General features: G+C 71.1%; 14 protein-coding genes. 5 read left to right on the top strand and 9 right to left on the bottom strand.

The features are described 5' to 3' along the window. The first annotated feature begins 434 nt into the window (after positions 1–434). On the top strand, positions 435–719 hold the full coding sequence (locus ACFZDJ_RS33160; protein ID WP_384909313.1) for a chorismate mutase: 285 nt from the start codon (positions 435–437) through the stop codon (positions 717–719). A 545-nt stretch (positions 720–1,264) separates the two neighbouring features. Here the strand turns inward: ACFZDJ_RS33160 and ACFZDJ_RS33155 are convergent. Then, on the bottom strand, positions 1,265–2,506 hold the full coding sequence (locus ACFZDJ_RS33155) for a hypothetical protein (protein ID WP_391064266.1): 1,242 nt from the start codon (positions 2,504–2,506) through the stop codon (positions 1,265–1,267). 223 nt (positions 2,507–2,729) lie between these two features. Between ACFZDJ_RS33155 and ACFZDJ_RS33150 the strand changes: the two genes are divergently transcribed. Continuing rightward, positions 2,730–3,710 carry an LAETG motif-containing sortase-dependent surface protein gene (locus ACFZDJ_RS33150; RefSeq protein ID WP_390940069.1) on the top strand — a complete coding sequence of 327 codons (981 nt, stop codon included), beginning with the start codon at positions 2,730–2,732 and terminating at the stop codon, positions 3,708–3,710. A 118-nt stretch (positions 3,711–3,828) separates the two neighbouring features. Here the strand turns inward: ACFZDJ_RS33150 and ACFZDJ_RS33145 are convergent, their stop codons facing one another. Then, positions 3,829–5,634, bottom strand: coding sequence for a GMC family oxidoreductase N-terminal domain-containing protein (locus ACFZDJ_RS33145; RefSeq protein WP_391064264.1), 1,806 nt, complete (start codon positions 5,632–5,634; stop codon positions 3,829–3,831). 81 nt (positions 5,635–5,715) lie between these two features. Further along, the gene (locus tag ACFZDJ_RS33140; protein ID WP_391064261.1) at positions 5,716–7,353 is read right to left on the bottom strand and encodes a succinic semialdehyde dehydrogenase; all 1,638 of its coding nucleotides are present in this window, start codon (positions 7,351–7,353) and stop codon (positions 5,716–5,718) included. A 545-nt stretch (positions 7,354–7,898) separates the two neighbouring features. On the opposite strand from ACFZDJ_RS33140, the gene ACFZDJ_RS33135 reads away from it, so the two are divergent. Both ACFZDJ_RS33135 and ACFZDJ_RS33130 read left to right on the top strand, forming a co-directional pair. Then, positions 7,899–9,893 carry a glycosyltransferase gene (locus ACFZDJ_RS33135; RefSeq protein ID WP_391064258.1) on the top strand — a complete coding sequence of 665 codons (1,995 nt, stop codon included), beginning with the start codon at positions 7,899–7,901 and terminating at the stop codon, positions 9,891–9,893. Positions 9,894–10,037: 144 nt separating this feature from the next. After that, the gene (locus ACFZDJ_RS33130) at positions 10,038–10,886 is read left to right on the top strand and encodes a hypothetical protein (protein ID WP_391064256.1); all 849 of its coding nucleotides are present in this window, start codon (positions 10,038–10,040) and stop codon (positions 10,884–10,886) included. A 15-nt stretch (positions 10,887–10,901) separates the two neighbouring features. On the opposite strand, the gene ACFZDJ_RS33125 is transcribed toward ACFZDJ_RS33130, so the two are convergent. From ACFZDJ_RS33125 to ACFZDJ_RS33105, 5 genes are all read right to left on the bottom strand, one after another. Further along, entirely contained in the window at positions 10,902–12,551 is a 1,650-nt protein-coding gene (locus ACFZDJ_RS33125) for a protein kinase (RefSeq protein ID WP_391064254.1), read from the bottom strand. A 103-nt stretch (positions 12,552–12,654) separates the two neighbouring features. Continuing rightward, a complete protein-coding gene (locus tag ACFZDJ_RS33120) occupies positions 12,655–14,328 on the bottom strand; it encodes a protein kinase (protein WP_391064251.1) in 1,674 nt (557 codons plus the stop codon). Positions 14,329–14,438: 110 nt separating this feature from the next. Then, on the bottom strand, positions 14,439–16,181 hold the full coding sequence (locus tag ACFZDJ_RS33115; RefSeq protein ID WP_391064361.1) for a protein kinase: 1,743 nt from the start codon (positions 16,179–16,181) through the stop codon (positions 14,439–14,441). 164 nt (positions 16,182–16,345) lie between these two features. Further along, positions 16,346–19,186, bottom strand: coding sequence for a protein kinase (locus ACFZDJ_RS33110; RefSeq protein WP_391064248.1), 2,841 nt, complete (start codon positions 19,184–19,186; stop codon positions 16,346–16,348). A 225-nt stretch (positions 19,187–19,411) separates the two neighbouring features. Continuing rightward, positions 19,412–21,682 carry a protein kinase gene (locus tag ACFZDJ_RS33105; protein WP_391064245.1) on the bottom strand — a complete coding sequence of 757 codons (2,271 nt, stop codon included), beginning with the start codon at positions 21,680–21,682 and terminating at the stop codon, positions 19,412–19,414. Between the two features lie 184 nt (positions 21,683–21,866). Between ACFZDJ_RS33105 and ACFZDJ_RS33100 the strand changes: the two genes are divergently transcribed. After that, positions 21,867–23,030: a serine hydrolase gene (locus ACFZDJ_RS33100; RefSeq protein ID WP_390940053.1), complete on the top strand. Its 1,164-nt coding sequence runs from the start codon at positions 21,867–21,869 to the stop codon at positions 23,028–23,030. Positions 23,031–23,128: 98 nt separating this feature from the next. Here ACFZDJ_RS33100 and ACFZDJ_RS33095 read toward each other — a convergent pair whose 3' ends face one another. After that, on the bottom strand, positions 23,129–24,835 hold the full coding sequence (locus ACFZDJ_RS33095; RefSeq protein ID WP_390940051.1) for an FAD-dependent oxidoreductase: 1,707 nt from the start codon (positions 24,833–24,835) through the stop codon (positions 23,129–23,131). Positions 24,836–24,841 lie beyond the last annotated feature (6 nt).

Here is a 24,841-nt window from a genome sequence, read left to right as displayed (position 1 = left end):
GCCGCCCCTACCCAACCCATCCCCAGGGGCTCCGCCCCCGGACCCCCGCATCGGCCTGAACGGCCTCGTCCTCAAACGCCGGACGGGCTGAAGATGCGCGCGGGGAACTGCGCGACCAACCCCCACCGGACCCGCAGCCGAACGAACCGGGCGGGCGGGGGACGTGGGGCGAAGCCCCACCCGCTCGCGGGCGAGTCCGGGTCTCAGTATCCGAACCCGCTTGGACGTGGCACGGCCCTGCGGGCATACTGCTGCCATGCTTTCGCAGGCGACCTTCCTGTTTACCTATGGCAACCGGCCCACCGGCTGCCATGGTCGTGCTGCTTGAGCAACTGACAAGCGACTTCCCAGGCGCCCCGGGCCGACAAGGCCCGGGGCGTCTGTCGTTTCCGGGTCCTGCCGATCCGGGGCACCTCATCCAAGAGGAGCCCACCATGGCCGACGTACTCGACAAGACCGGCGCCCGTACCGACGAGGCCGCAGACGTGATCACCGGCGCCCGTGCACGCATCGACGCCCTCGACGACCGGATCATCGGCCTCGTCCAGGAACGGATGGCCGTGTCGAAGGTGATCCAGGAGGCCCGGATCGACTCCGGTGGCCGCCGGGTGAACCTCTCGCGCGAGATGGAGATCCTCGCCCGCTTCAGGGACGCGCTCGGCAAGCCCGGCACCTCGCTCGCCATGACGCTGCTGGAGCTGTGTCGCGGCCGCGTCTGACCCCGTACGCAACGTACACAACGTACGCACGTACGCATGCCCTCTCACCCGTACGGCGCGTGACCGGGGCGCCGCGGATTTCGTTGGTCCGGGTGTCCGTGCCAGCCAGGGGCGGGCCCGAAAGAACCACGCGTGGCTCCACTGGGGCGATGAGACGTACGGATCGTGCCGTACGTCGTGGGACCTCGTCCCAGGGGTGTGACCGGACGGCAGGGGACAGCGGCCCGGTCACTCAAGAGAACGGTCGGCTCCGGGGACGCCCGGAGCCGTCCGACGGAATCTGTTCAACGGAATCTGTTCAAGGGGCCGAGCACACCCCCCAGGCTTTGGCTTCCGCTCCACTCCGCTCCACGGTCCCAAGTCCCGTACCCCGTGTCCGTCCCCCCGTGTCCCCCCGTATCCGTACCCCGTGTCCGTACCAAGACCCGCGGCGCAACCCCCGGCGCCGCTCCCCAGGCACCGGCGCTGCCCTGACGTCGGTGCTGGCGAAGAAGGGCCCCGCGGTCTCCGTCCCGCGGGGCCCTTCGCACGCCCGTCAGATCCCGTCAGGTGCGCGACAACGTGCCGCACGTCTCCGTGCCGGGGTGCTGGATGTCCCGGCTGCGGTCGTACGGGTCGGTCGTGGGCCCCGTCGCAGGCGCGCCGGTGGGGGCGGCCGAGTCGAACTGGGGGTGCAGGAAACCGTCGTAGACATCGCACGCGGTGTTGCCGAGGTCCTGGTCGTACCGGATGACCGACAGCTTGCCGGGAGTGGCCTGGTACTTCCGCGGGTCGAGGAGTTCGAGGTCGAGGACCCGGCGCACGATGGTGCGGGCCACCTCGGTCGAGCCCCCGCCGGAACCCTCGGTCGGCGCCCCCGACGTCTCCGTCGCCCCCTGCGTCTTCGATGCCTGGTCGGCCTGGATCAGGGGGTAGACGAAGGTGTAGTCCATGTGGATGGCGACGGACCCGTGCGCGCCCGCCTTGAACGTCATCCGGCCACGGACTTTGACCACATCCCCGGCCGGCCGCACCTCGGCCGGGTCGAACCGGCTGAAGAGCATCAACGGATCGTGCTTCTTGCCCGGCGCGCGCAGCCAGCTGTTCACGTCGTCGAGCATGCGGGGCTGCTTCGGGTCGAGGACGGCGAGCGCGCTCTCGGGGCGCTCTCCCCGCAGGGTCCCCGGGGCCAGGTTCGCGCCGACGAGCAGGGTCTTCGCCTGCTTCAGGGCGGCGGCCACCTGCGCGCTCGTGAACGCAGCGACCGGCGTCGCCTTCGGTACGACGATGGCGGCGGCGCCGTCGGCCCAGCGCTCGGCGGGCGAGCCGGCGAACGGCCTGTCGAGGGTGGGCGTGTCGGGCGCGGCACTGGAGGGAGCGGCGGTCGGAGGCCCGGTTTCGGCGGGCAGCGCGGCGGCGGACGCGCCCCCGGACGGCGTACCGGACGACGCATTGGACGACGTACCGAAGGGGTCGCCGGGCAGCAGCGACGGCTTGACCGCCACCAGCGCCACGGCGATCGCGACGGGCACGCCGAGGATCGCCCACAGCCGGCGCCGACGGGCCGCGCGCCCGTTCATCTCCTGCCAGGCCGGACCCGTTCGCCACCCCTCCGGCTGGGCGCCCTTGGCGTCCTTCTGCCGGAGCCGCTCGGTCACCATGCGCGCCCGGGCGGACGGCTCCTTCGGCGCCGAACTGCGGATGTCACGTTCGGTGTCGCGGGCGAACCGCTCCCACACGTCGTCGGGGACGGAGGGTTGCTCGAACTCCCCGGACTCTCCCGCCCCTTCGGGCTGCTTGTCAGACACGAGGATCAGTTCTAAGTGGATCGAAAGCCTGTACACAAGGCAGATCCATACAGATCCGTGTGTGACACAGCCCACATAAGAATTCTGTGAGTGAAGGCACAACCGTTCACAGGCTTCGCGGGTCACACCTGCTGAACCAACGGCCACACCCGCGCCCCACACGCGGAGGCCTCATCCCATACGAGTACCGTGACGACGCGGTACCGGACTTTCCGAGGTCTTCATGAAGCTTCGCCGTGCCATGGCCCTGGCGGCCGCAACGGCAGCAATAGCCCCTCTGGCGCTGCTTTCGGCGCCGGCCGCGTTCGCGGACGAGAGCCCCTCCCCCACCGCGACGGTGTCCGAGACCGCGAGCGAGCCCGCGTCGGCGACCCCGACCGAGACCACTCCCGCGCCCTCCGAGACCCCGTCCGCGTCGGCGACCGAGATCGCTCCGACGTCGAGCGCCACCGCCACCGCCACCAGCTCGACCTCCGCGACCCCCGCGCCGAGCACCACGTCGCCGGAGCCGTCCGACACGCCGGAGCCCGAGCCGTCCGAGTGCCAGGACTCCAAGGTCGACGTCTCCATCTCCGGCCTGCCCGGCAAGATCGCGGCGGGCAGCGGTTGGCACAAGTTCTCCCTGAACGTGCTCAACAACTCCAAGTCCACGCTGAACGAGCTCGGCTTCTTCGCCGGCGCGTCCTCGGACAAGGCGGGCGACGACCTCTTCCAGAGCAAGAAGGTCCAGCTCCAGGCCTACAACGAGGACACCAAGGCCTGGGAGGATGTCGACTCCGAGGGTTACGCGGTCGGTTACGTCGGCTACACCGACGAGCTCAAGCCCGACTACGAGGTCGACATCCCGCTCCGTATCAACGTGAAGTCCAGCGCCCCGGTCGGCGCCGGCTTCTCGCTCGGCGCCAGCATCTACGGCGACACGGACGGCCAGTGCACGGGCTTCGGCGAGGTCGCGTACAAGTTCCAGATCGTCTCCTCGGGTACCGACACCGATGGCACCAAGCCGCAGGAAGGCGGCAAGGTTCCGGTCTCGGACAAGCCGGCCGACAAGGGCAACACCCCTGAGGTCAACGGCAGCCTCGCCGAGACCGGCTCCAGCTCCGCCCTGCCGATGATCGCGCTTGCCGGTGGCATCGCCGTCGTCGCCGGTGCGGGTGCGGTGTTCGTGGTGCGGCGTCGCAAGTCGGGTGACGCGACCGCGTAAGCGGTGAGCGGCACACCCACGTAGGCAGCACGCCTCGTAAGAGAAGAAGGACCTGGGCTCGGAGGGGGGCACAGGTCCTTCTTCGCGTTCACAGGAGCCGTCTACCCTTGTGTACTGCTTACGACTTCGGGGGCACCGCCGGCATCCCCAAGAACGGCAGCCGCAGCGCGCCGAAGGCGTCCGCGGGCACCGCCGGGTCACGGGGCTCGACCGGCTTCAGACGCTCGTACGCCGTTCCCGGCGCCGGACGCGGGTCCGCCTCGCCCTTGTTGGGCCAGTACGACATCGCGCGTTCGGCCTGGGCGGTGATGGTGAGCGACGGATTCACCCCGAGGTTCGCGGAGACCGCGGCGCCGTCGACGACGGAGATGCCCGGGTGGCCGTACAGCCGGTGGTACGGGTCGATCACGCCGGTCTCCCGAGAGTCGCCGATCGGGCAGCCGCCCAGGAAGTGCGCCGTCAGCGGCGTTCCCATCAGCTCGCCCACGTTGCTGCCCGCGAAGCCGTTGATCTCCGCGGCGACGGCGGACGCCGCCTCGGACGCGGCCCTGATCTGCTTGGGGTTGGGCGCGCCGTGGCCCTGCCGGGCCGTCAGCAGGCCCTTCCCCGCACCCTTCGGCTTCAGGTAGGTCGTCAGGGAGTTGTCCAGCGACTGCATCACCAACCCGATGATGGTCCGCTCGGACCAGCGGCGGTTGGAGAGGGAGCGGAGCACGAGAAGGGGGTGCTTCGCCGCGTTCGCCAGCCATCCCGCCACCCTCGACGAGCCCTCCGCGTACGGGACCTGGAGGATGGACAGGCCGCCCATGGCGTTCGAGCCCTTGCCGTAGCGGACGGGCTCGATGTGGGTGTTCTCGTCCGGGTGGATCGACGACGTGATGGCGACACCCTGGGTGAAGTCGGCCTTGGGCGTGCCGTGCGCCTTGCGGTAGCGGCGGTTGTCGGTCTGGGCGCCCACCAGCGCCTCCGAGTTGGTACGGGTCAGCTCGCCCAGCCTCGGGGAGAGGTACGGCAGTTGGCCGCCCGCCTTCATCCGGTGCAGCAGTGTCTGCGTGCCGTACGTACCCGCGGCGATGACGACCCTGCGCGCCTTGAACATCCGCCCTTCGCCCTTGCGCTTCTCGTCCGTGGGCAGGGTGGCGACGGCGTATCCGCCCTGCGAGTCGTCGGTGACGGACACGACGGTGGTCATCGGGTGCACGACCGCGCCCGCCTTCTCCGCCAGGTACAGGTAGTTCTCGTTGAGGGTGTTCTTCGCGCCGTGCCGGCAGCCGGTCATGCACTCACCGCACTCGGTGCACGCCTTGCGGGCGGGTCCGGCGCCCCCGAAGTAGGGGTCCTCCACCTCACCGCCGGGCGTGGCCTTCGCCGTGCCGTCCGCGTCCTGCCCGTCGCCGAAGAAGACGCCGACCGGCGCCATGTGGAAGCTGTCGCCGACGCCCATCCGCTGCGCGGCCGCCTTGAGATGGACGTCGGAGGGGGTCATCGTCGGGTTGAGCCGTACGCCGAGCATGCGGCGGGCCTGGTCGTAGTACGGCTTCAGCTCCGCCTGCCAGTCGGTGATGTCCTTCCACTGCGGGTCGTCGAAGAACGCCTTCGGCGGTACGTAGAGGGTGTTGGCGTAGTTCAGGGAGCCGCCGCCGACTCCGGCGCCCGCCAGCACCATGACGTTGCCCAGCAGGTGGATGCGCTGGATGCCGTACATGCCGAGCGCCGGCGCCCACAGGTAGTTCTTGATGTCCCAGGAGTTCTTGGGCAGCGCGTCGCGGGTGAAGCGACGGCCTGCTTCCAACACGCCTACGCGGTAGCCCTTTTCGGTGAGCCTGAGGGCCGTGACCGAGCCACCGAAGCCGGAGCCGACGACGATGACGTCGTAGTCGTACGCGGTGTCGTCCGGGTTGTGGACGGAGTTCTCCTGTGACACGTGCTGCTCTCCTCATTGAGAACGTGGTGCGGCCTGACGGAGCCCTTGCCGGGACCCTTGGCGGAGCCCTTGCCGGAGCCCCTATCGCAGCCGGAGCGCCTTCATCACCCTCAGGCTGCGGCTCATGAACTGGGCGTACTTCTCGTCGTCCATGCCGAGCGAGGGTGCCATCGGCAGCAGTCGCTGCTGGGCGACGGTCTGCGCCTCGGTGTACTTGAGGATGCCCTCGGAGCCGTGTCGGCGGCCGAGGCCGGAGTCCTTCATGCCGCCCATCGGCGACTGGACACTGCCGTACGCGGGCGCGTATCCCTCGTTGACGTTCACCGTGCCGGTGCGCAGCCGCGCCGCGACCGCGCGTCCGCGCCGCCCGTCCTTCGTCCAGACGGAGGAGTTGAGGCCGTACGACGTGGAGTTGGCGAGTTCGACGACCTCGTCGTCCGTCTTGAAGCGGTAGAGGGAGACGACGGGCCCGAAGGTCTCCTCGTTGCAGACGGCCATGGGGGCCTCCACGCCGTCGAGGATGGTGGGCTCGTAGAAGTAGGGGCCGATGTCGGGGCGGGCGACGCCACCGGCGACGACCTTCGCGCCCTTCGCGACCGCCTCCTCCACATGCCGGGTCACGGTCTTCAGCTGCCGCTCCCCCACCAGCGAGCCCATGTCGGCGCCGTAGGCGAGAGAGGTGCCGAGCCGCATGGCCCTGGTCCGGGCGGCGAAGCGCTCCGCGAACGCGTCGGCGATGGACTCGTGGACGTACAACCGCTCGATGGAGATGCAGAGCTGACCGGCGGAGGAGAAGCAGGCGCGGACGGCGCCCGCGGCGGCCTTGTCGATGTCGGCGTCCGCCAGGACCACCATCGCGTTCTTGCCGCCGAGTTCGAGGGAGACGCCGACGAGCCGGGCGGCGGCGCCCTGGGCGACCTCGCGGCCGGTCCGGGTGGACCCGGTGAAGGAGACGTAGTCGGCGTGCTTGACGACTTCCGGCCCGACGACCGGCCCGTCCCCGATGACGACCTGGAAGACCTCGGCGGGCAGCCCGGCCTCGATGAGCAGGTCACGCGCCCACAGGGCGGTGAGGCAGGTCTCGGTGTCCGGCTTCATCACCACCGCGTTGCCCGCGACGAAGGCCGGGAGCGCGTCGCCGACGGAGAGTTCGAGGGGGTAGTTCCAGGGCGCGATCTGGCCCACGACACCGCGCGGGTGACGCAGTTCGGTGACCTTGGTGAGAGTGGGCATGGCCCCGGCGTGCCGCTTGGGGCGGAGGTAGGCGGGAGCCTTCCTGCCGTAGTGGCGGGCGGCCACGACGACGGCCTGCACCTCTTCGTGCGCGTGCAGCCGGGCCTTGCCGGTCTCCAGCTGGATGAGGTCGAGCACCTCGGCCTGGCGGGCGAGCACCAGGTCGTGGAAGCGGAGCAGGACGGCGGCGCGCTGCCGTACGGGCGTGGCACCCCAGGCGACCTGCGCCTTACGGGCCCGCTCGAAGGCCACCTGTACGTCCTCGGGGGTGGACTCGGGCAGGTCGGCCAGCTTCTCGCCGGTGAACGGGGTGTGATTGGCGGTCCGTCCGGAGCCGACGACACCCTTGGTGAGCTGCGCGACCAGCTCGGGCGTGACCACGTCGGCGGCGGTGCGGGCGCCCACGGGAGCGGGGGCGAGGGGGTTGGTGCCGGTCTTTTCCGACTTGACCGTGCCGGTGATTTCCGAGGCCTGCGAGTCCGTCATGAGGCGCAGCGTATGACGGAGCGGGGGCTTTGGGTACCCGTTGGTAACTCGCTTTCACCGACTGCACACACCGTGCCAGTGGGCACTGGCAGCGAATGCCCTGATCAGGGCGTTGTTCGGGAGCTCAGCACCGTCTCGCCGACGTCGAGGCGTGCGCGGGCGCTCGTGAACAGCGAGGTGCCCCGACGGCGTGCGCGGCATCCGGGGCACCCTTTATGTCCCACTTATATTCCGCCCATACCCAGCGATTACCGCAAGGAAATTTCCCAGGAAAACCCTCTTCCACCGCACCACCCTTTCCCGCACCAATTATCCAGAGCACTGTTTTCGGGAGAAAGCATGAGGGAATCGGTCATTCGAGAAGTGAGCTGAACCACACTCCGGGCCCTCACTTCACTGTGCATTCATGTTGAACACACCGGCGACTCACGGTATGTTCACATCTCTGTCGGCACCTTCTCCCACATATATGGATCTTGCTTACGCGGTTTCCCAAGTGGCCAGCAAACGAGGGGCGTGCCCCGTCTTGCCAGGAGAACGTGACGATGGCTGTGCCCACTGTTTCGGTGATTGTCGCTGCTTATAACGCGATGCCCTACCTGACACGGTGTATTACGTCCGTCGCCGATCAGAGCATCGGGCAGGACAAACTGGAGATCATCGTCGTCAACGACGGCTCCACGGACGGCACGGCCGCCGAACTCGAGCGGTTGTCCGACACGTATCCGGCCCTGATGCGGGTGATCCATCAGGAAAACTCCGGTGGCCCCTCCGCCCCGCGCAACCGCGGACTCGACCACGCGCGGGGACAGTTCGTGTTCTTCCTCGACGCCGATGACTACCTGGGGCCGGAGGCCCTGGAGCGCATGGTGGCGATGGCCGAGGAGAACGGCACGGATGTCGTCCTCGGCAAGATGGTCGGTGTGGGCGGACGCGGCGCGCCCACCTCCATGTTCCGGCGCGACCAGCCGAAGACCGACGTCTTCTCCTCACGGGTCTACTGGACCCTGAACCCGATGAAGCTGTTCCGCCGCGAGCTCCTGGAACGGCACCATCTCCGCTTCCCGACCGATCTCAAGATCGGCGAGGACCAGATGTTCGTCGGCCCGGCGTATCTGCACGCCTCGGGGATCTCTGTGCTGGCCTCGTACGACTGCCTGTACTGGGTGCAGCGGGACGACGACGGCAACATCACCCTGCAGACCGGGGGCTCCGAGCCCCGGCTGCGCTTCCTGCCCCGCATCGTCGACGTGATCCTGGAGAACGTGCCGGCCGGCCCGGGCCGCGACCACCTCGCGCACCGGCATCTGACCGTCGAGGTGCAGCAGCTCCTCGGTCATGTGGCGCGCGAACCCCGCGAGCTGCAGCAGAAGCAGCTGGACCGGCTGGCCGACGCGATCGCACCGCTGTGGCACGAGGGGCTGAACGACCAGCTCTCGGCGATGGCCCGGCTCCGGCTCCACCTCGTACGGCACCGGATGCTCGACGAGGTGCTCGAACTGACCAGGTTCGAGAAGCAGCTGGCCAAGAGCAAGGTCGCCACCCCCGTACTGGTCGACGGCGGCCGGGCCTATGCCCGCTACCCCTTCCTCCGCGACCCCGCCCGCTCCGTCCCGGACGGCTGCTACGACGTCACCGACCAGCTCGGCCTGCGCCACCAGGTCACCCGCGCCGAGCTGCACGGCACCACCCTCCGCCTGGCCGGGTACGGGTACCTCCACCGCGTCGCCACCGAGGACGTCACCACCGACCTCGTCCTGCGCGAGCGTGACAGCGGGACGGAGTACCGGCTCCCCGTCAAGCACACCGCCACTCCGGGGCTCGGCGCGCACGAGGACGCGGGGGCGTACACCTACGAAGAGGCCGGATTCGAGACGACCATCGACATCGACACCGCCGCGGGCGGCGCACCGCTCGGCGACGGACTGTGGGACATCTCCCTGGCCGTCGGCGCCCAGGGGCTGTCCCGTGAGGTGCGGATCGGCAGCAAGCGGGCCCTGGACGTCTCCGGCACGGCGGACACCCGTGTCGTGGACACCACCCGCGGCGTGCGCGCCGTCACCCTCTACACCACCAAGCCGCACGGCAACTTCACGCTCGACCTGGGCGAGAAGAAGAACCGGGTCCTGCCGCACCTCCAGTTCGGGGAGCCGCGCTGGAACGCCAGCAACCCCACCGAACTGCTGATCACCGGCCGCTGGACCCTCGGTGCCTACCCGGACGGCCCGCTGACCCTGGCCCTCAGCAACGACAGCGGCGCCACCGCCGCCTTCCCCGTCGCACGCACCGCCCACGCCGACACCTTCACCGCCCGCGTACCGGTCTGCGACCTCGCCGCAGGCGTCTGGACCGGCGAACTTCGACTCTCCGGCTGGTCCTTCGCCCTGCCGAAGGTCCCGAAGGACCTGGAAGCGAGCAAGTGGCGCCGCCGGGGTCTGCCCTGGTACGCGAAGTCGGCTTCCGGCTCTGGTGGGCGCTTCGCCCTGCTGGTCGCGAAGACCGACCTGGTCAAGGCAGTCGCGGGCAAGCTGAAGGCGTGACCGCCATCGCCGCGGACGGCGCTTTACCAACTTGACGTTTCCTTGACCTTTACCACATAGTCCTTTCACCTCATGTACACGGCAGGTACCGGCCGCGCCTCAGGCGCGGCCGGTCGTGTCCGCACACCGAAGGACTTCCTCAGAATGAAGAGATCCGCGCTGTCGCGCCCCGGCGTCGCAGTGGTCGCGTCGGCGCTCGCGCTCGCCCTGGCCACGGGCTGTTCCGACTCCGGTTCGGATTCCGGCTCCGGCTCCGGCTCCGGTGACAAGGCGACGGGCGGCAAGGGGGCGGCGGCCACGGTCAAGGCCCTGAGCGACGCCGAGTTGAAGAAGCTGATCGTCGGCAAGGGTGACCTCGGCGGATACCGCTTCGCGGCGGCCGACCAGTCCGAGCGGTTCGCCTCCTCCAAGGAGGAGATCACCGTCGTCGACGAGAAGTGCGCGCCGCTCGCCTATGTCCTCACCGGCTTCGCGCCGGGCGACTCGACCGCGTACGTCAACACCATGGCCACGCCGGTGGAGGCCAAGCCCAGCGCGTCCTCCACCAAGAGCATGGAGGACATGACGGAGAAGGAGCTCGACGAGGCGCTGAACTCGATCACCGACACCCTCGGCGGGACAGTCACCATCGTCTCGCTCTCCTCGTACGAGGGCGACGGCGCCCAGAAGGCCATGTCCTCCGTCTCCGACGCGGTCAAGGGCTGCGCGGGCGGGTTCAAGGCCACGTCGAAGGGCTCGAAGGACGACCCTCAGAAGTTCACCAAGGTCGAGGCGGAGAAGGCCTCGGGCAGCGGCGACGAGTCGGTCGCCTTCGCCGTGACCGGCGACTCGGACGGTGACACGATCGTCGTACACGCCGAGGCGGTGCGTCACGGCAGCACGGTGGCCACGTACTACTCGCTGAACCTGGCCGTGTTCCTCGCCGACGGGAAGCCCAAGGAGTACGGCATCCCGGCCGACCTCATCAAGGCCCAGGCCGCCAAGCTCGCCTGAGCCCTCGCCAGGCCCTTACAGCCGGTCGATGTCCAGGTTCGCGATCGCCGTCCTGGCGACTTCACGGCCGCGTGCCGTGAAGTCGCCCTTGCCCGGATAGCTGATCGTGAACTTGTACATGTCGCCCTTGGACGACTTGTAGTAGAAGATCTTCACCTCGCGCGGGCGCGGGTTCTGGCTGTCGGTGGTCGTGTAGACGACAGTGTTCTCGGCGGCCTGCCTGCCGTGGTACTTCGCGTTCTCCGGGGCCGTCCGCGGGGCCTCGGGCATGCTCAGCTCGTACGCGCCACTGCCCTTGAAGTCGTCGTTGTCGGCGTACATCTCGGCGGCCGAGGAGTCCTTGATCCGGTGGCTCGTGTCCTCGGACGCCTTGATCAGGGTCAGGCCGATCCAGATGCTGCCGCTCCAGTCGGTGTACGTGACCCAGTGCCCCTTGTCCGACGTCCGGTCCGGCGTCGATCTCTGGTAGCCCGCGGGCGCCGCCAGTGTCGCGGCGACGTCCGTCTCGTGGTGCTTCTTCCAGCCGTCGGGCAGCGGCCCCGCGAACGGGTTCGCGAACACCAGGTACGCCGCCACCGCCGCCGCGACCACCACCGCGCCGAGGCCGATGAACAGGGGTGTGCGGCGCACACGCAGACCCTTGCCGCCCGGACCCGCGATCTGCACCACCTGCGTCGGCTCCGGGGCGGGTGGCGCGGCGGCCTCCTCCAGCATCCGTCGGACCCGGTCCGCGCCGGGGCGGCGGGACGGCTCCTTGTCCAGCAGCCCGTTGATGGCCTCCGCCAGCGGACCCCGCGTCGAAGCGGGCGGAGCCGGGGTGGAGTTGAGGACCGACTGGAGCGTCGCGGGCGTGTTGCTGCGACGGAAGGGCGACACGCCCTCCGTGGCCGCGTACAGGACGACACCGAGCGACCAGAGGTCGCAGGCCGGGCCCGGACGCTGGCCCAGCACCCGCTCCGGCGCGATGTACTCGGGCGACCCGACGAAGCCGCCCGTGGCCGTCAGATTCGTCTCGCCCTCGATCTGCGCGATGCCGAAGTCGGTGAGGACGACCCGGCCGTGCGGGCCGAGCAGCACGTTGTCGGGCTTGACGTCCCGGTGCAGGATGCCCGCCGCGTGCGCCGCCTCCAGCGCGCCGAGCACCTCCAGACCGATACGCGCCGCCTCACGCACCCCGAGCGTGCCCTCCTGGAGGGCTGCGCCCAGCGAACGGCCCCGCACCAGCTCCATGACGATCCAGGGCTGTCCGTCCACGACGGCGACGTCGTGGACGTTCACCACCGCCGGGTGATCGAGCCGGGCCGCGGCGCGCGCCTCGCGGCGCATCCGCTCGAAGACATTGGCGCGTTCACGCTCGGGAAGGTGGTCCGGGACGCGCGGCTCCTTGACGGCGACCTCACGGTCCACCGTCTCGTCCTTGGCCCGCCAGACCGTCCCCATCCCACCGTGACCGAGCTTGCCGAGCAGCCGGTAGCGGCCCGCGATGAGCCGCCCGGTGCCGGGGTCAGGGTCGGGCGCGGTCGCGGGATCGGGCGCGAGATCGGGCGCGGGCACGGGATCGGACGTGGACTCGACCGTCGGCTCCGGGGCGACCCGGGTCGGCGGTTGCAGAACGAAACTCGTCGGCTCGTCGGACCCGTAAGGGACTCCCCCGTTGTTCCTCATGGGTCCATCCCTATCGCGGCACGCTCTCCGGCATCCAGACCCGTCGCGCACCGGTCACAGACCCGTGACGCGGACCGCCCCTTATCTCCCGTTCATCTCCCGCCTACGGGGCCACGAAGGTGTCCAACGCCACGTCGAAGTACTCCTTCGCCTGCGTCACCTTGCCGACCGGCGCCGACACCCACACGTCGTACATCCGGCCGCCTTCCTCCCAGCAGAGGTCGTACGTGTGCCGCGCGCCCTCCTCCGTGGTGAAGCCGTTCCAGGTGAACTCCCAGAGCGCGGCGGGCTGTCCGTCGTGCGTGGTCGAGGTGACGGTGCCGTCGTGGTAGCCCGGGTTCGTGGAGGACCCGTCGGCGTCGGCACGCCGCATCACCGCGAGCGGGCCGCCCGCCTCCGGGTCGGTCGCCTTGATGCCGAGGCGGAAGGTCTGGCCCGGAGACAGGTAGAAGATCCGCTCGCCCTCCGGATCCCGTGTGAAGCCCTCCGGCACGGCGAGCGAGAACCCGTCCGGGTCATGGACCGTCCGGTAGCCCGAGGGCGCCGTGCCGGAGGCGGCGGTCGGCTTCTGCTGCCGGGTGACGGTGACCGTGGGGGCGGGGCTCGGTGAGGCCGAAGACCCCGGCGCTGCGGGCGCGCTCGGGGAGTGCGACGCGCTCACGGACGTGCCCGGCGCCGAACTGGCGGACGGAGTCGACCTACCGCCCCCGCCAGCGCCGTGGTTCACCAGCAGCGCCGCCGTCACACCGGCCCCGGCCACGGCGGCGACCAGCGCCGCGACGACGAGCATGGTCCGCGCCGACCGCTTCGGGGCACGGCCGGGCGCGGCGGCAGGAGGAGAAACCGGCGAAGGGGAGGGGTGCGCGGCCTGCTGGGCGGACGATTTCCGCTTCGGCAGGTCCCGTTGCGTGGGCGTGTAGCCGGCCGACGCGGCCCGCGGCGTACGGCCCGTCTCCAGGAACGCCTTGAGCAGCCGCTCCGCCTCCAGCGCGTCGAGCCGCCGCTCCGGATCGCGCTCCAGCAGCCCTCGTACGACGGGCAGCAGGGGTGCGGCCTGCGCGGGCGGGCGGATCTCGTCCATGACGACGGCGTGCAGGATGCCGCCCAACGAGTCACGGCGGAAGGGCGATTCGCCGCTCAGGACCGTGCAGAGCAGCGCGCCGAGCGACCACAGATCGGACTCGGGGCCGGTCCTGACCCCGGACATCCGCTCGGGCGCGGTGTATTCGGGCGAGCCGACGAACGACCCGCTCTCGGTGAGGGTCGTGGCGCCCGCGACCTGGGCGATGCCGAAGTCGGTGAGCACGACACGGTCGGTGCCCGCCTCCATCAGGACGTTGGCGGGCTTGAGGTCACGGTGCAGGACACCCGCGTCGTGCGCGCGGCGCAGCGCGCCGAGGAGGGCGAGACCGATCCGGGCGGCCTCGCGCGCGTCGACAGGACCGTCGGCGGAGATCCGCTCGGCGAGCGAGCCGCCGTCGATCAGCTCCATGACGATGTAGGGCCGTTCGTCCTCCTCGACCACGTCGTGCACGACGATGATGTGCGGGTGGTGCAGCTGGGCGACCGCGCGGGCCTCGCGCAGGGTGCGGTCGCGCTGCGTCCGGGCCTCGTCGTCGGAGAGCGAGTCGTCGAGGGCGAGCTCCTTCACCGCGACCTGCCGGGCGAGCAGCTGGTCGGTGGCGCGCCAGACGACGCCCATGCCGCCCCGGCCGATCCTGGCCTCCAGCCGGTAACGGCCGCCGATCACACGGACGTTCTCCCCCTCGGTCCCCATACGCCCCATCATGCCGCACCGGACGGACGCGCTCCGGGCACCGGACCGCGCGATGGCTGTTATCCGGCCTCGTCAGACCGGTTGCGGCCAGTTCGTGTCCGTCCGGCCCGTCAGGTCTTGGGGAGCCAGCTGCGGAGAATCACGTCGAACTGCCGACGCGCCGTGTCCCAGTCCGCCGCGGGCGAGGACATGTAGATCGCGTACTCGACACCCTCACGGCTGAGGTACGTCTGCTCGATCGCCCGCCGCTTGCCGGGGAACGGCGTCTGCTTCGCCAGCGCGGTCCAGGTGAAGTCCCACAGGGAGCCCGGGCAGTCGCGGAACGTGTTGGACTGCAGAAGCACCTGGTGGTAGTCGGCCAGCTTGGTCAACTGCTGCTCCAGGTCCTGCTGGTGTGCGAACGGGGTGGGGAAGTCCGGCGAGTTGTCGATGGCGATGCGGACGAAGTGCTCGCCGCCGTCGGGCGTGTAGTCGACCTGGTTGCCGTTGGCCTGCCGCTGCCAGGTCTTGTCGGGCAGGGAGATGGTGAAGCCCTCGACGTCGTCCCGCTGCACCCAGGTGTCGGGCACGGCGCCGGACGGCTCCTGGGTGCCCGAAGTCGCGGTCGGGGTGCTCCCGGGCTTGGTGGTGCCGGGGTTCGCGGTGCCGGACGAGGCACTGTTGTGGGTGTCGTCGGTCCGTGCGCCGTTCAGGTAGTTCATGGCCACGGCGCCGCCACCGCCGATCAGGGCGGCGAGTACGACGACGAGGGCGATCGTACGACCGCGGCGCCGTCTCCCGGACGCGCCCCCGGTGCCGTTGCCCATGGGCCCGGGCACCGGCGCATGAAGCGTCGGCGTCGCCCCGTGCGCGCCCGGTCCGTGCGCCACGGACCCGTGCGACGCCGTCTCGTGCGCCCCCGGTCCGTGGGGCGCGGCGCCGTGCGATCCCGTCCCCTGGGGCACCGTCCCGTAGGCCGCCACCGGCTGCGCGCCCATCCCCATGGTGCCCGTGTCCACATGCTGTTGCGTCGGCACATACGCCTGCGCCGCACTCGGCCGACGCCCCTCCGCGGCCTCGGCGAGCATCTGCTCGGCCTCCTCCGCACCGGGCCGCACGGCCGGGTCCTTGTTCAGCAGCGCGGTGATGACGGGCCCGAGCGGACCGGCGTGCGGCGGCGGCGTGGGCTCCTCGTCGACCACGGCCTGCATGGTGGTCAGCGGCGAGGTACGCCGGAACGGCGACCGCCCCTCCACCGCCGTGTACAGCGTCGCGCCGAGCGCCCACAGGTCGGCGGACGGACCGGGATCGTGCCCGCGCACCCGCTCGGGCGCCAGATAGTCGACCGAGCCGACGATCTCGCCGGTACGCGTGATGGTCGTGTCGCCCTCGACCTGCGCGATCCCGAAGTCGGTGAGCAGCACCCGTCGGTCGGAGGACAGCAGTACGTTCCCGGGCTTCACGTCACGGTGCAGTACGCCGGCGGAGTGCGCGGCGCGCAGGGCGCGCAGCACCCACAACCCGATCCGCGCCGCCTCGGTCGGTTCGACGCGCCCCTGCTCCTTGACCTCGTCGGCGAGTGAGTTGCCCTCGACCAGCTCCATGACGATCCAGGGCCGGTTGTCGTGATCCAGGACGTCGTGCACGGTGACGACGGCCGAGTGGTTGATCCGGGCGGCGGCCCGCGCTTCGGCGTGGGTGCGCGCCAACAGCACGGCCCGGTCACTCTCCGTCACATACAGCGCGGCCGTCAGCTCCTTGATCGCGACGGCGCGGTGCAGCACTTCGTCGTGCGCGCGCCACACGCGGCCCATGCCACCGCTGCCGATGGATTCGACAAGTCGGTAGCGGCCCGCGAGGAGCAGGCCCTGCATCTGATTCACGTTTCCCCGCAATGGTATTGACAGGGTCAGACTAAAGAGCGGTCCCCGCGCAGGGAACCGGCGGGGTCGTACGGAGACCGCACTGTGACGGTTCTCCCTTCGGGGTACGGGAGGGAACCATTCAGCGTTCAGCGGTTCATGACTACGGGAATTGCTCAGCCGGTGACTTGGTACGTCGCCGACGCCTGCTCGTACAGTCTCGTGACCTCGTCCCGTTCGGCCTCCGGGCCGCGGACCTGCACCACGTGGTAGTGCCCGCCGACGATGATCGCGAGATTGCGGACGTACAGTGACTGCCCGGCGGAGTTCTGCCAGGTGAACTGCCCCTCCGCCATGGTCCGTCCGCCCACGTCGATCCGCCGCATCCCGCTGGACGTGGCCCACGTCGAGTCGCGGAACGGCTGCAACTCGCTCTCGGTCTCCCGCTGGTACGTCAGCGGATCGCTGCCGTACTTGCCGGTGCTGTCCCGTCCGGGTACGACGATGAGCTCGAAGTCGCCCTGGGAGTAGACCACCTGGCCGCGCCCGTTCTTGGGCGTGCGGTTCCAGCCGTTGGCCACGGCGACCTGGAAGCCCTCGGAGTCCTTGCGCAGGGTGAAGCCCTGGCCGACCGCCGGGTCGTTGGACTGCGAGGTCGTCGAACTGGCGCCGCCCGAAGGGTTCGTGTCCGTGCCGGGAGAGGTCTGGTCGGGGCGCGGACGGCTGCTGGCGCTGCCGTCGGCGCCCGTGCCCGCGGTGTTCCCTGGTGCCGGGCTCACCTGGCCCGCGGAGCCGGTCCGTTCGCCGTTCGCGTCGCTGTTCGGGTCGGTCTTCTTCGGCATGAAGACCATCGCGTACGCGACCGCCGCGACCAGCAGGAGCAGGACCAGCAGGAGCAGGTTCCGGCCCAGCTTGCGGGGCTTGGCCGTCTCCGTCGACCTGGCCGGCCTCGCCTGCCGGTCGGGCTTCGCGCGCTTGTGGCGGGCGTGTGCGCTGGTCGCGGGCAGTCCGGCCCGGCGCCTGCGGACGAGCTCACCCCTGCGCCGTACGATCGGCAGCCGGCTGGGGTCGACGGGCGGCGCCGCGACGACGTGCGCGCCCGCCTCGGGCTCCGGCGCGGACCGCACCAGCGAGCGCAGCCAGCCGCTCAGCTCCTCGAAGTCCAGCCGCTCGGTGGGGTCCTGACGCAGCAGCGACTCCACGACGGGCCGCAGTGGCCCGCACTCCTCGGCGAACGCGGGCGGCTCCGCGCAGACCAGCTGCACCAGCTCCGCGGTGTTGTCCTCCGGGTAGGGCGCGTGTCCCTGCACGGCCCGGAAGAGCAGGGCGCCCAGCGCCCACAGATCGGTCTGGGGGCCGATCGGCGCCGCCAACTGCCAGTTCTCGTGCACCGGCCCGGCCTGCTCCGGCGCCCATCGCTCGGTCACCGGACCGACGACGGCCATCCGCGCCTGCCGGGCCCGCTCCGCGGCGAGCGCGGTGGCGGGACCGCGCCGCGGGGGCGCACCGGCGACCAGCTCGTCCCAACGGCCGTTGGGGGTCGGGGCGGGGGTGGACTGCTGTCCGGGCACGAGGGCTGGGGCGCCGTGGTTCTGGGCGCCGTGGGGGCCCTGGGTGCCGTGAAGGCCCTGGGGTCCCGGGGGCACCGGGGTGCCGCTGTGGCCACTTCCAGGACCGGCCGCGGGGCCGGGGAGCGCCGGGCGCCCCTGACCGCCGTTGCCGCCGGGGCCGGGACCACCGAAGCCAGGGCCGTTGACGCCAGGGCCGGTGCCGGGGCGTGGCTGCGCGCCGGGCCACGCGCCCGCACTCCCGACGCCGACGCCGTACGGGTCGGCGATCTGACCGGGGGGCGGGGTCTCGGGCCGCTGCTCCCCACCCTGCCCGGAGCCCTGGGCCCCCGGCACGGAGCCGTCGGCCGGTGGGGCGGAACGGGGCGCGGGCAGTGCCGCCGGACCGCCCCGCTGCTGCTCGTGCACGCGGGCCGCGGCCCGGGCTCCGGCCCGGTACGCGGCGATGGCCCCGGCCCGGGCCGCCCGGGCGTCGCCTCCGGCCTCCAGCGCCCTGCGCGCCAGGGCCGCCCCGCCTTCGGCGGGCGGCTCCCCCACGGGTGTGGTGTTCTCGGCCCGCGCCTCGATCGCGGCCCGCCGCGCGGCCTCGGCATCGGCCCCCTGCGCACTGGCGACCACCGCGCCGAACGAGGCTCCGGGACCCCCGCCGGACGCACCACCGGCTCCCCCACCGGGCAGCCCTCCGGTCACTCCACCGGGCGCGGCACCGCGCGTACGGGCCGCGCCATGCGGGACGCCGGCGCCCGTGCCCGTACCCCCTCGTGAATCCGCACCGGCACCCGAGTGGGGTGAACCGGCACCGGCGCCTCCCTCACCCCCGGGACCCTCGAAGTCCTGTACCGGCACCGGGTCGTACCCGCACAGTGCCTCCTCCGCGGCGCCGGCGGCCAGGCCGGTCAGCATCACGCGGCCGTCGTCGCAGACGAGCACCGTGCGCACGGTGATGTTGCGGTGGACCCATCCGTGCGCGTGCAGCACCCTCAGCGCGGTGACGACGTCGGCGGCGACCTCGGCCGCCCGATAGGGGCTCAGCGGCTTCTCGGCGAGCAGCGCGGCCAGCGACCGCGCGGGCACCAGCTCACTCACTATCCACAACGACCCGCCTTCGGCGAACACGTCGAAGACCTGGTCGAGCCGGGGATGGTCGGGAATCTGCGCGGCGGCCTGCGCCGCCTCGATCGCCCGTCGTACGGCGGGTTCGGTGGGTCGGCGCGTGGTCCGTGCGGAGGCACGCCGCACCCCGCCGTCCCGCGCCACGAACCCCTCGGGCAGCCCGTCCGCGTCGAGCATCTCCGCCTCGACGACCTCCGGCAACGGCACCTGCCGGACCAGGACTTCCTGTCCGCTGTAGGTGTCGAAGGCCCGGCTCTCGGCGAGTTCGTACTCGTCGGAGGGCGGCAGCGGCAGGCGGTAACGGTCGGCGAGTACCCGTCCCCCATAGTCGTCCACGATGCCTCCCCCGGCCGCCCGGTGGTCAATTCCGTTCGCCTTGCGCCCCGTTACGGCTTCGTACGGTCCGCAACCACTCACGATACGTGCCGGAGGCAACCCGCAATGTCGGGATGCGAGATGTCACCGGCCCGTGACCGACCCCTACAACAGACACCCCGGGCGAACCGGCCCGAACCTCACGGCATGGGCACGCGCCTCACGACGTGGGTTCGGGCCCGTGCCTCACGACTTCGGCTGGAACGTCTTCGTCAGCGTCTGCCACGTGTCCTTGCGCAGCTGGCTGTCCCAGTCGGATGCCTTCGCCGTGTACATCAGCCCGTACCCGAGATGATCATTCACGACGAATCCGCGGTCGATCGACCGGTACTTCGTGCCACCGTCCTGATAGGTGAACTCCCAGTCGGCCGTGTTCCAACCGCGGTAGTCCACCTGCTCTATGCGCACCCGCTTGTACTGCGAGCGCACCATGTACCCCTCTTGGTTCTTCCAGTCCGCCACAGGGTCACTCTTGGGCGTGGTCGTCCAGCCGACGAGGAGCTTCTGCCCGTCGGGACCGGTGAAGCGGGCTCCCGCGTCATCCGTCGACTGGTACTTCCACCCCTTGGGCAGCCCGATCTTGAACCCCTGGCCGGCCGTGTACGTCAACACGGCGGTGGAGCCCGAGGAGCCCGACTCCTTGCCGTCGCCGCTCGTCCCGTTCGTGGCGGCGGCGCTGCCCGACGCGTCGGTGTTCGGCGTGCTGCCCGAACTCCCGTCCCCGGCCGACCCGGTGGCACCATCCGTCTTGTCGCCGGTGTCGGTGTGCGAGCCGCTGGTCGCGCCCTTGCCGCCACTGCCCGCGGTCACTCCGCTGGACGCGGCCGCCTTGGTGTCACCGCTCTTGCCGTTCTTCGACCCGCTGTCGTCACCGCCACCGAGAGTCAGGGCCAGCACGGTCCCGATCACGGCGAGCGCCACGACCACCGCGATGATCACCAGGGTCCGCCGCGGCACCACATCGGTGAGCGGCGCCCGCGGCACGGGCCGCGGCGGCCGCTCGGGCGCCACGGGCCACCCGGAGGCCGCCCTGGTCTCGCCGGCCGAACCGGTGGAGCCGGCACCCCCCGAACCCGCCGAGCCGAGAGCCCCCTTCGAGCCGACGGAACCGGAGGCCGAGCCCGCCGGCGCGCCGTCACGCACGCCCGGCTTCGGGGAGCCCTCAGCCGCCTTGCCACCCTGGGCGGGCGTGACCGTCCCGGACTTCCCCTCAGCCGCTGCGGGCTTCGACACATCCACGCGCGGCGGAGCCGGGGGAGCCTTCGGAGCGGCCGGAGCCGCACTCTCCACGCCCACCGAACCGGAAGCCGCGGTACCGCCGGCACCACCCGCACCGCTCGCGCTGCCCGTCTCGCCCGCAGCGCCGGACTTCGCACGAGCCGTCGCCGCGGCGGTGGCCGCCGCCGTGGCCGCACCGGCGACCGAGGCGGCCTTCCGCACGGAACGCAGCGCCCCGCGCAGCCGCTCCCCGGCCTCCTCGCCCCGCTTGGCACCGGAGCCGCGCGAGCCGCCCGAACTCTTCTTGCCCGGGCCCTCGTCCGGCACCGGCGGCAGCGCCACGACCTTCGTCGCGTCCGCCGGCTCCGGCACGGTCTCCTTGGGCTCGGGGGCGTAGATCACCTCGCTGAGCATCGCCCGGGCGCGCTCGTTGTCGAGCCGCTGCGCGGGGTCCTTCACGAGCAGCCCGTAAATCACGTTCTCCAGCGGGCCCGCGTTCTTCGGCTGCTCCACCGGCTCGGTCATCACCGCGGTGAGCGTCGCGATCGCGGAACCCTTGTCGTAGGGCGGCACACCCTCGACCGACGCGTACAACAGCCCGCCCAGCGACCACAGGTCGGCCGCTGGGCCAGGCTTGTGCCCGCGCGCCCGCTCCGGCGAGATGTACGAGGGCGCGCCCACGAGCATGCCGGTCGAGGTGATGGACGGGTCGCCCTCGACCTGCGCGATACCGAAGTCGGTCAGCACGACCCGGCCGTCGTCGGAGATCAGCACGTTCGACGGCTTCACATCGCGGTGCAGGATGCCCTCGCGGTGCGCGGAACGCAGCACGTCGAGTATCGCGAGCCCCACCTCGGCGGCGCGCTTCGGCGTGAGCAGGCCGTCCTCGCGGATGACCTCGGCGAGCGACTTGCCCTCGACGAGCTCCATCACGATCCACGGCCGGTTGTCCTCGTCGACCACGTCGAAGACCGTCACCGCGCCGTTGTTGCGAATCCGCGCGATCGCCTTGGCCTCACGCAGGGTGCGCGTGATCAGCCGCCGTTTCTCGTCGTCATCGATGCTCGACGGGAACCGCAGCTCCTTGACGGCGACCGTGCGGCCCAGCGTTTCGTCCTGGGCCCGCCACACCGTGCCCATGCCGCCGCGGCCGAGAACATCTCCCAGCCGGTAGCGCCCGGCGAGGAGACGTTCGCTCTTGTCCTGACGGGATGCTCCCGCCCGCTCCGCCTCCGACATGCGTCCCCTCATGCAAACCGCCCTGACAGAGCCTTCATTGTCCCTCACCCGACAAGCGCTCAGCGCCCAGGGGGCCCTTCGGCCGACCAGCCCTCGGCGACCGGCACGCCCCTCACCTGCGGACCACCCGCTCGTGCGCACAGGTCCGTCCCCCATGATGTGCCGCAACAAGGAAGGAACGCCGATGCCTGCGCCCCGGACACCTCGGACACTCCTGGTCATACCCGTGTCTCTGGCCGTCCTCGTCCTGGCCCCGATCGGCCTGCCGCGCCTGATGCCGACCGCCGGCCCTTCCCACTCCACCACACCCTCGGCCGCCCGTCACACCCTCAGGTCCGCGGCCCCGACGGGCTCACACTCCCCCGCCGCCGCCCCGGCAACGGGCGCCACCCGCGCCTTCCGCCGTCTGCTCCCCCTTCTCGTCACCCGCGGCAAGGCTCCCGCCGCCGCGCTGCTGGCCAGTGACGCCGCCGGCGCACGCTTCGCCCGCGCCGGCGACGGCATCGCCCGCGGCGACCACTTCCGCGCGGGCAGCATCACCAAGACGTTCATCGCGACCGTGGTGCTGCAACTCGCCACCGAGCACCGGCTGTCCCTGTCCGACACCCTGGACGCTCACCTACCGGGTCTGGTGCGCGGCGCGGGCAACGACGGCCGGCGTCTGACGCTGCGCTCCCTGCTCACCCACACCAGCGGCCTGTACGACTTCACCGATGACACCAAGGGCGCCGTCCCCCTCACCCCGCTCCAGGCCGTCCGCATCGCACTCACCCACCCCCCGGCCGCCCGCGGCCGCTTCGCCTACTCGAACACCAACTACGTCCTGCTCGGCATGGTCATCCGCCAGGTCACCGGCCACTCGTACGCCATCGAAGCCGAGCGCCGCGTCATCAACCCCCTTCGTCTGACGGGCACCTCCTTCCCCGGCACCCGCACCTCGCTGCCCTCCCCGCACGGCCGCGCCTACTCCGCCGACGGCACCGACGTGACCGCCCTCGACCCGCGCGTGGCCGGCGCGGCGGGTGAGCTGGTCACCACGCTCGCCGACCTGAACCGCTTCTACGCGGCCCTGCTCGCCGGCGACCTGCTCCCGCCCCGCCAACTGCGCGAGATGCTCGACACCCGCACCGCACAAGGCCTGTACGGCATGGGTCTGTATCCGCAGAAGCTGTCGTGCGGCACCACCGTGTGGGGGCACGACGGCCATATATCCGGCAGCTACGTGCGCACCGCGGCTACCGTCGACGGCCGTCGTGTCCTCACCTTCCGGGTGAACACGGACGGGATCGAGGACCCTGACCTGGAACCCGAACTGCTCGCCGCCGAGTTCTGCCCCCGCACCCAGTAGAACGGCCGGGTTTCGAGCGAAGATCCCAGCTCACGACACCCGTTCGAGTGACATTCACGGGAACTCCCGGGCAGGCGCTCATAGGCAGCGGGGCCCGATCAGCGCGGCACGATGTCCGGCGCCCCCAGCCGCGCCGCGTCCGCCGTCTGGTCGTCCGGCTGGCGCTGGGACTCCCGCTCGGCCTCGACCCGCTTCTCGTAGTGCTCCACCTCGCGCTCGATCTGGTCCTTGTCCCAGCCGAGGACCGGCGCCATCAGCTCGGCGGCCTCGCGGGCGCTGCGCGTACCGCGGTCGAAGGTCTCGATGGAGATACGGGTGCGCCGGGTGAGCACGTCGTCCAGGTGCCGCGCACCCTCGTGCGAGGCGGCGTAGACGATCTCGGCCTTGAGGTAGTCCTCGGCGGCCGGAAGGGGCTCGCCCAGCGCGGGGTTGGCGGCGATGAGCTCGAATATCTCCTCGGCCAGCACACCGAACCGGTTCAGCAGATGCTCCACGCGGACCACATGGAGTCCGGTGCGCTGCGCGATCCGCGCCCGCGCGTTCCACAGCGCCCGGTACCCCTCTGCCCCGAGCAGGGGAATGTCCTCGGTGACGCATTCGGCGACCCGCTGGTCGAGACCGTGCACCGCCTCGTCGACCGCGTCCTTGGCCATCACCCGGTAGGTCGTGTACTTGCCGCCCGCCACGACCACCAGTCCCGGCACCGGATGGGCCACGGTGTGCTCGCGCGAGAGCTTGCTGGTGGCGTCCGACTCGCCCGCGAGCAGCGGCCGCAGTCCCGCGTACACACCCTCCACGTCATCGCGGGTCAGGGGCACCGAGAGCACCGAGTTCACATGCTCCAGCAGATAGTCGATGTCGGCGCTCGAGGCCGCGGGGTGGGCCTTGTCGAGGTTCCAGTCGGTGTCCGTGGTGCCGATGATCCAGTGCCGCCCCCAGGGGATCACGAAGAGGACGGACTTCTCGGTGCGCAGGATCAGGCCCGTCGCGGCGTTGATCCGGTCCTTCGGCACGACCAGGTGGATGCCCTTGGAGGCCCGTACGTGGAACTGGCCTCTCTCGCCCACCATGGCCTGGGTGTCGTCGGTCCACACGCCCGTGGCGTTGACGATCTGCTTGGCGCGGATCTCGTACTCCCCGCCGCCCTCGACGTCCTGCACCCTGGCGCCGACCACGCGCTCGCCCTCGCGCAGGAATCCGGTCACGCGAGCACGGTTGGCGACCTTCGCGCCGTACGCCGCCGCCGTGCGCACCAACGTGGCCACATAGCGGGCGTCGTCCACCTGCGCGTCGTAGTACTGCAACGCGCCGACCAGCGCGTCCTTCTTCAAGGCGGGTGCTATGCGCAGGGCGTGGCTGCGCGTCAGATGGCGATGGGCGGGCAGTCCTCGTCCGTGTCCGCTCGTCATCGACATGGCGTCGTACAGCGCGACGCCCGATCCCGCGTACAGCCGCTCCCAGCCCTTGTGCTGGAGCGGGTAGAGGAAGGGCACCGGCTTCACCAGATGCGGTGCGAGCCGCTCCAGAAGGAGTCCACGCTCCTTCAGGGCCTCGCGCACGAGGGCGAAGTCGAGCATCTCGAGATAGCGCAGGCCGCCGTGGATCAGCTTGCTGGACCTGCTGGAGGTGCCCGACGCCCAGTCGCGCGCCTCGACCAGGCCCGTGGACAGGCCGCGCGTCACGGCGTCGAGCGCCGTCCCCGCACCGACCACGCCCGCGCCCACCACCAGCACATCCAGCTCACGCTCGGCCATTCCCGCCAGGGACTCGGCGCGCTCCGCCGGCCCCAGTTTCGCTGTCCTCACCGCTGC

Origin of the sequence: Streptomyces sp. NPDC007896, from assembly GCF_042959425.1 — a bacterium.
GTDB lineage: Bacteria > Actinomycetota > Actinomycetes > Streptomycetales > Streptomycetaceae > Streptomyces.
This window is presented reverse-complemented; position numbering and strand designations above follow the sequence as displayed.

Coding starts and splice junctions, on each gene's coding strand:
- ACFZDJ_RS33150 (WP_390940069.1), top strand. CDS start 2,730: ATGAAGCTTCGCCGTGCCATGGCCCTGGCGGCCGCAACGGCAGCAATA.
- ACFZDJ_RS33120 (WP_391064251.1), bottom strand. CDS start 14,328: ATGGGGACCGAGGGGGAGAACGTCCGTGTGATCGGCGGCCGTTACCGG.
- ACFZDJ_RS33160 (WP_384909313.1), top strand. CDS start 435: ATGGCCGACGTACTCGACAAGACCGGCGCCCGTACCGACGAGGCCGCA.
- ACFZDJ_RS33115 (WP_391064361.1), bottom strand. CDS start 16,181: ATGCAGGGCCTGCTCCTCGCGGGCCGCTACCGACTTGTCGAATCCATC.
- ACFZDJ_RS33135 (WP_391064258.1), top strand. CDS start 7,899: ATGGCTGTGCCCACTGTTTCGGTGATTGTCGCTGCTTATAACGCGATG.
- ACFZDJ_RS33130 (WP_391064256.1), top strand. CDS start 10,038: ATGAAGAGATCCGCGCTGTCGCGCCCCGGCGTCGCAGTGGTCGCGTCG.
- ACFZDJ_RS33125 (WP_391064254.1), bottom strand. CDS start 12,551: ATGAGGAACAACGGGGGAGTCCCTTACGGGTCCGACGAGCCGACGAGT.
- ACFZDJ_RS33100 (WP_390940053.1), top strand. CDS start 21,867: ATGCCTGCGCCCCGGACACCTCGGACACTCCTGGTCATACCCGTGTCT.
- ACFZDJ_RS33105 (WP_391064245.1), bottom strand. CDS start 21,682: ATGTCGGAGGCGGAGCGGGCGGGAGCATCCCGTCAGGACAAGAGCGAA.
- ACFZDJ_RS33140 (WP_391064261.1), bottom strand. CDS start 7,353: ATGACGGACTCGCAGGCCTCGGAAATCACCGGCACGGTCAAGTCGGAA.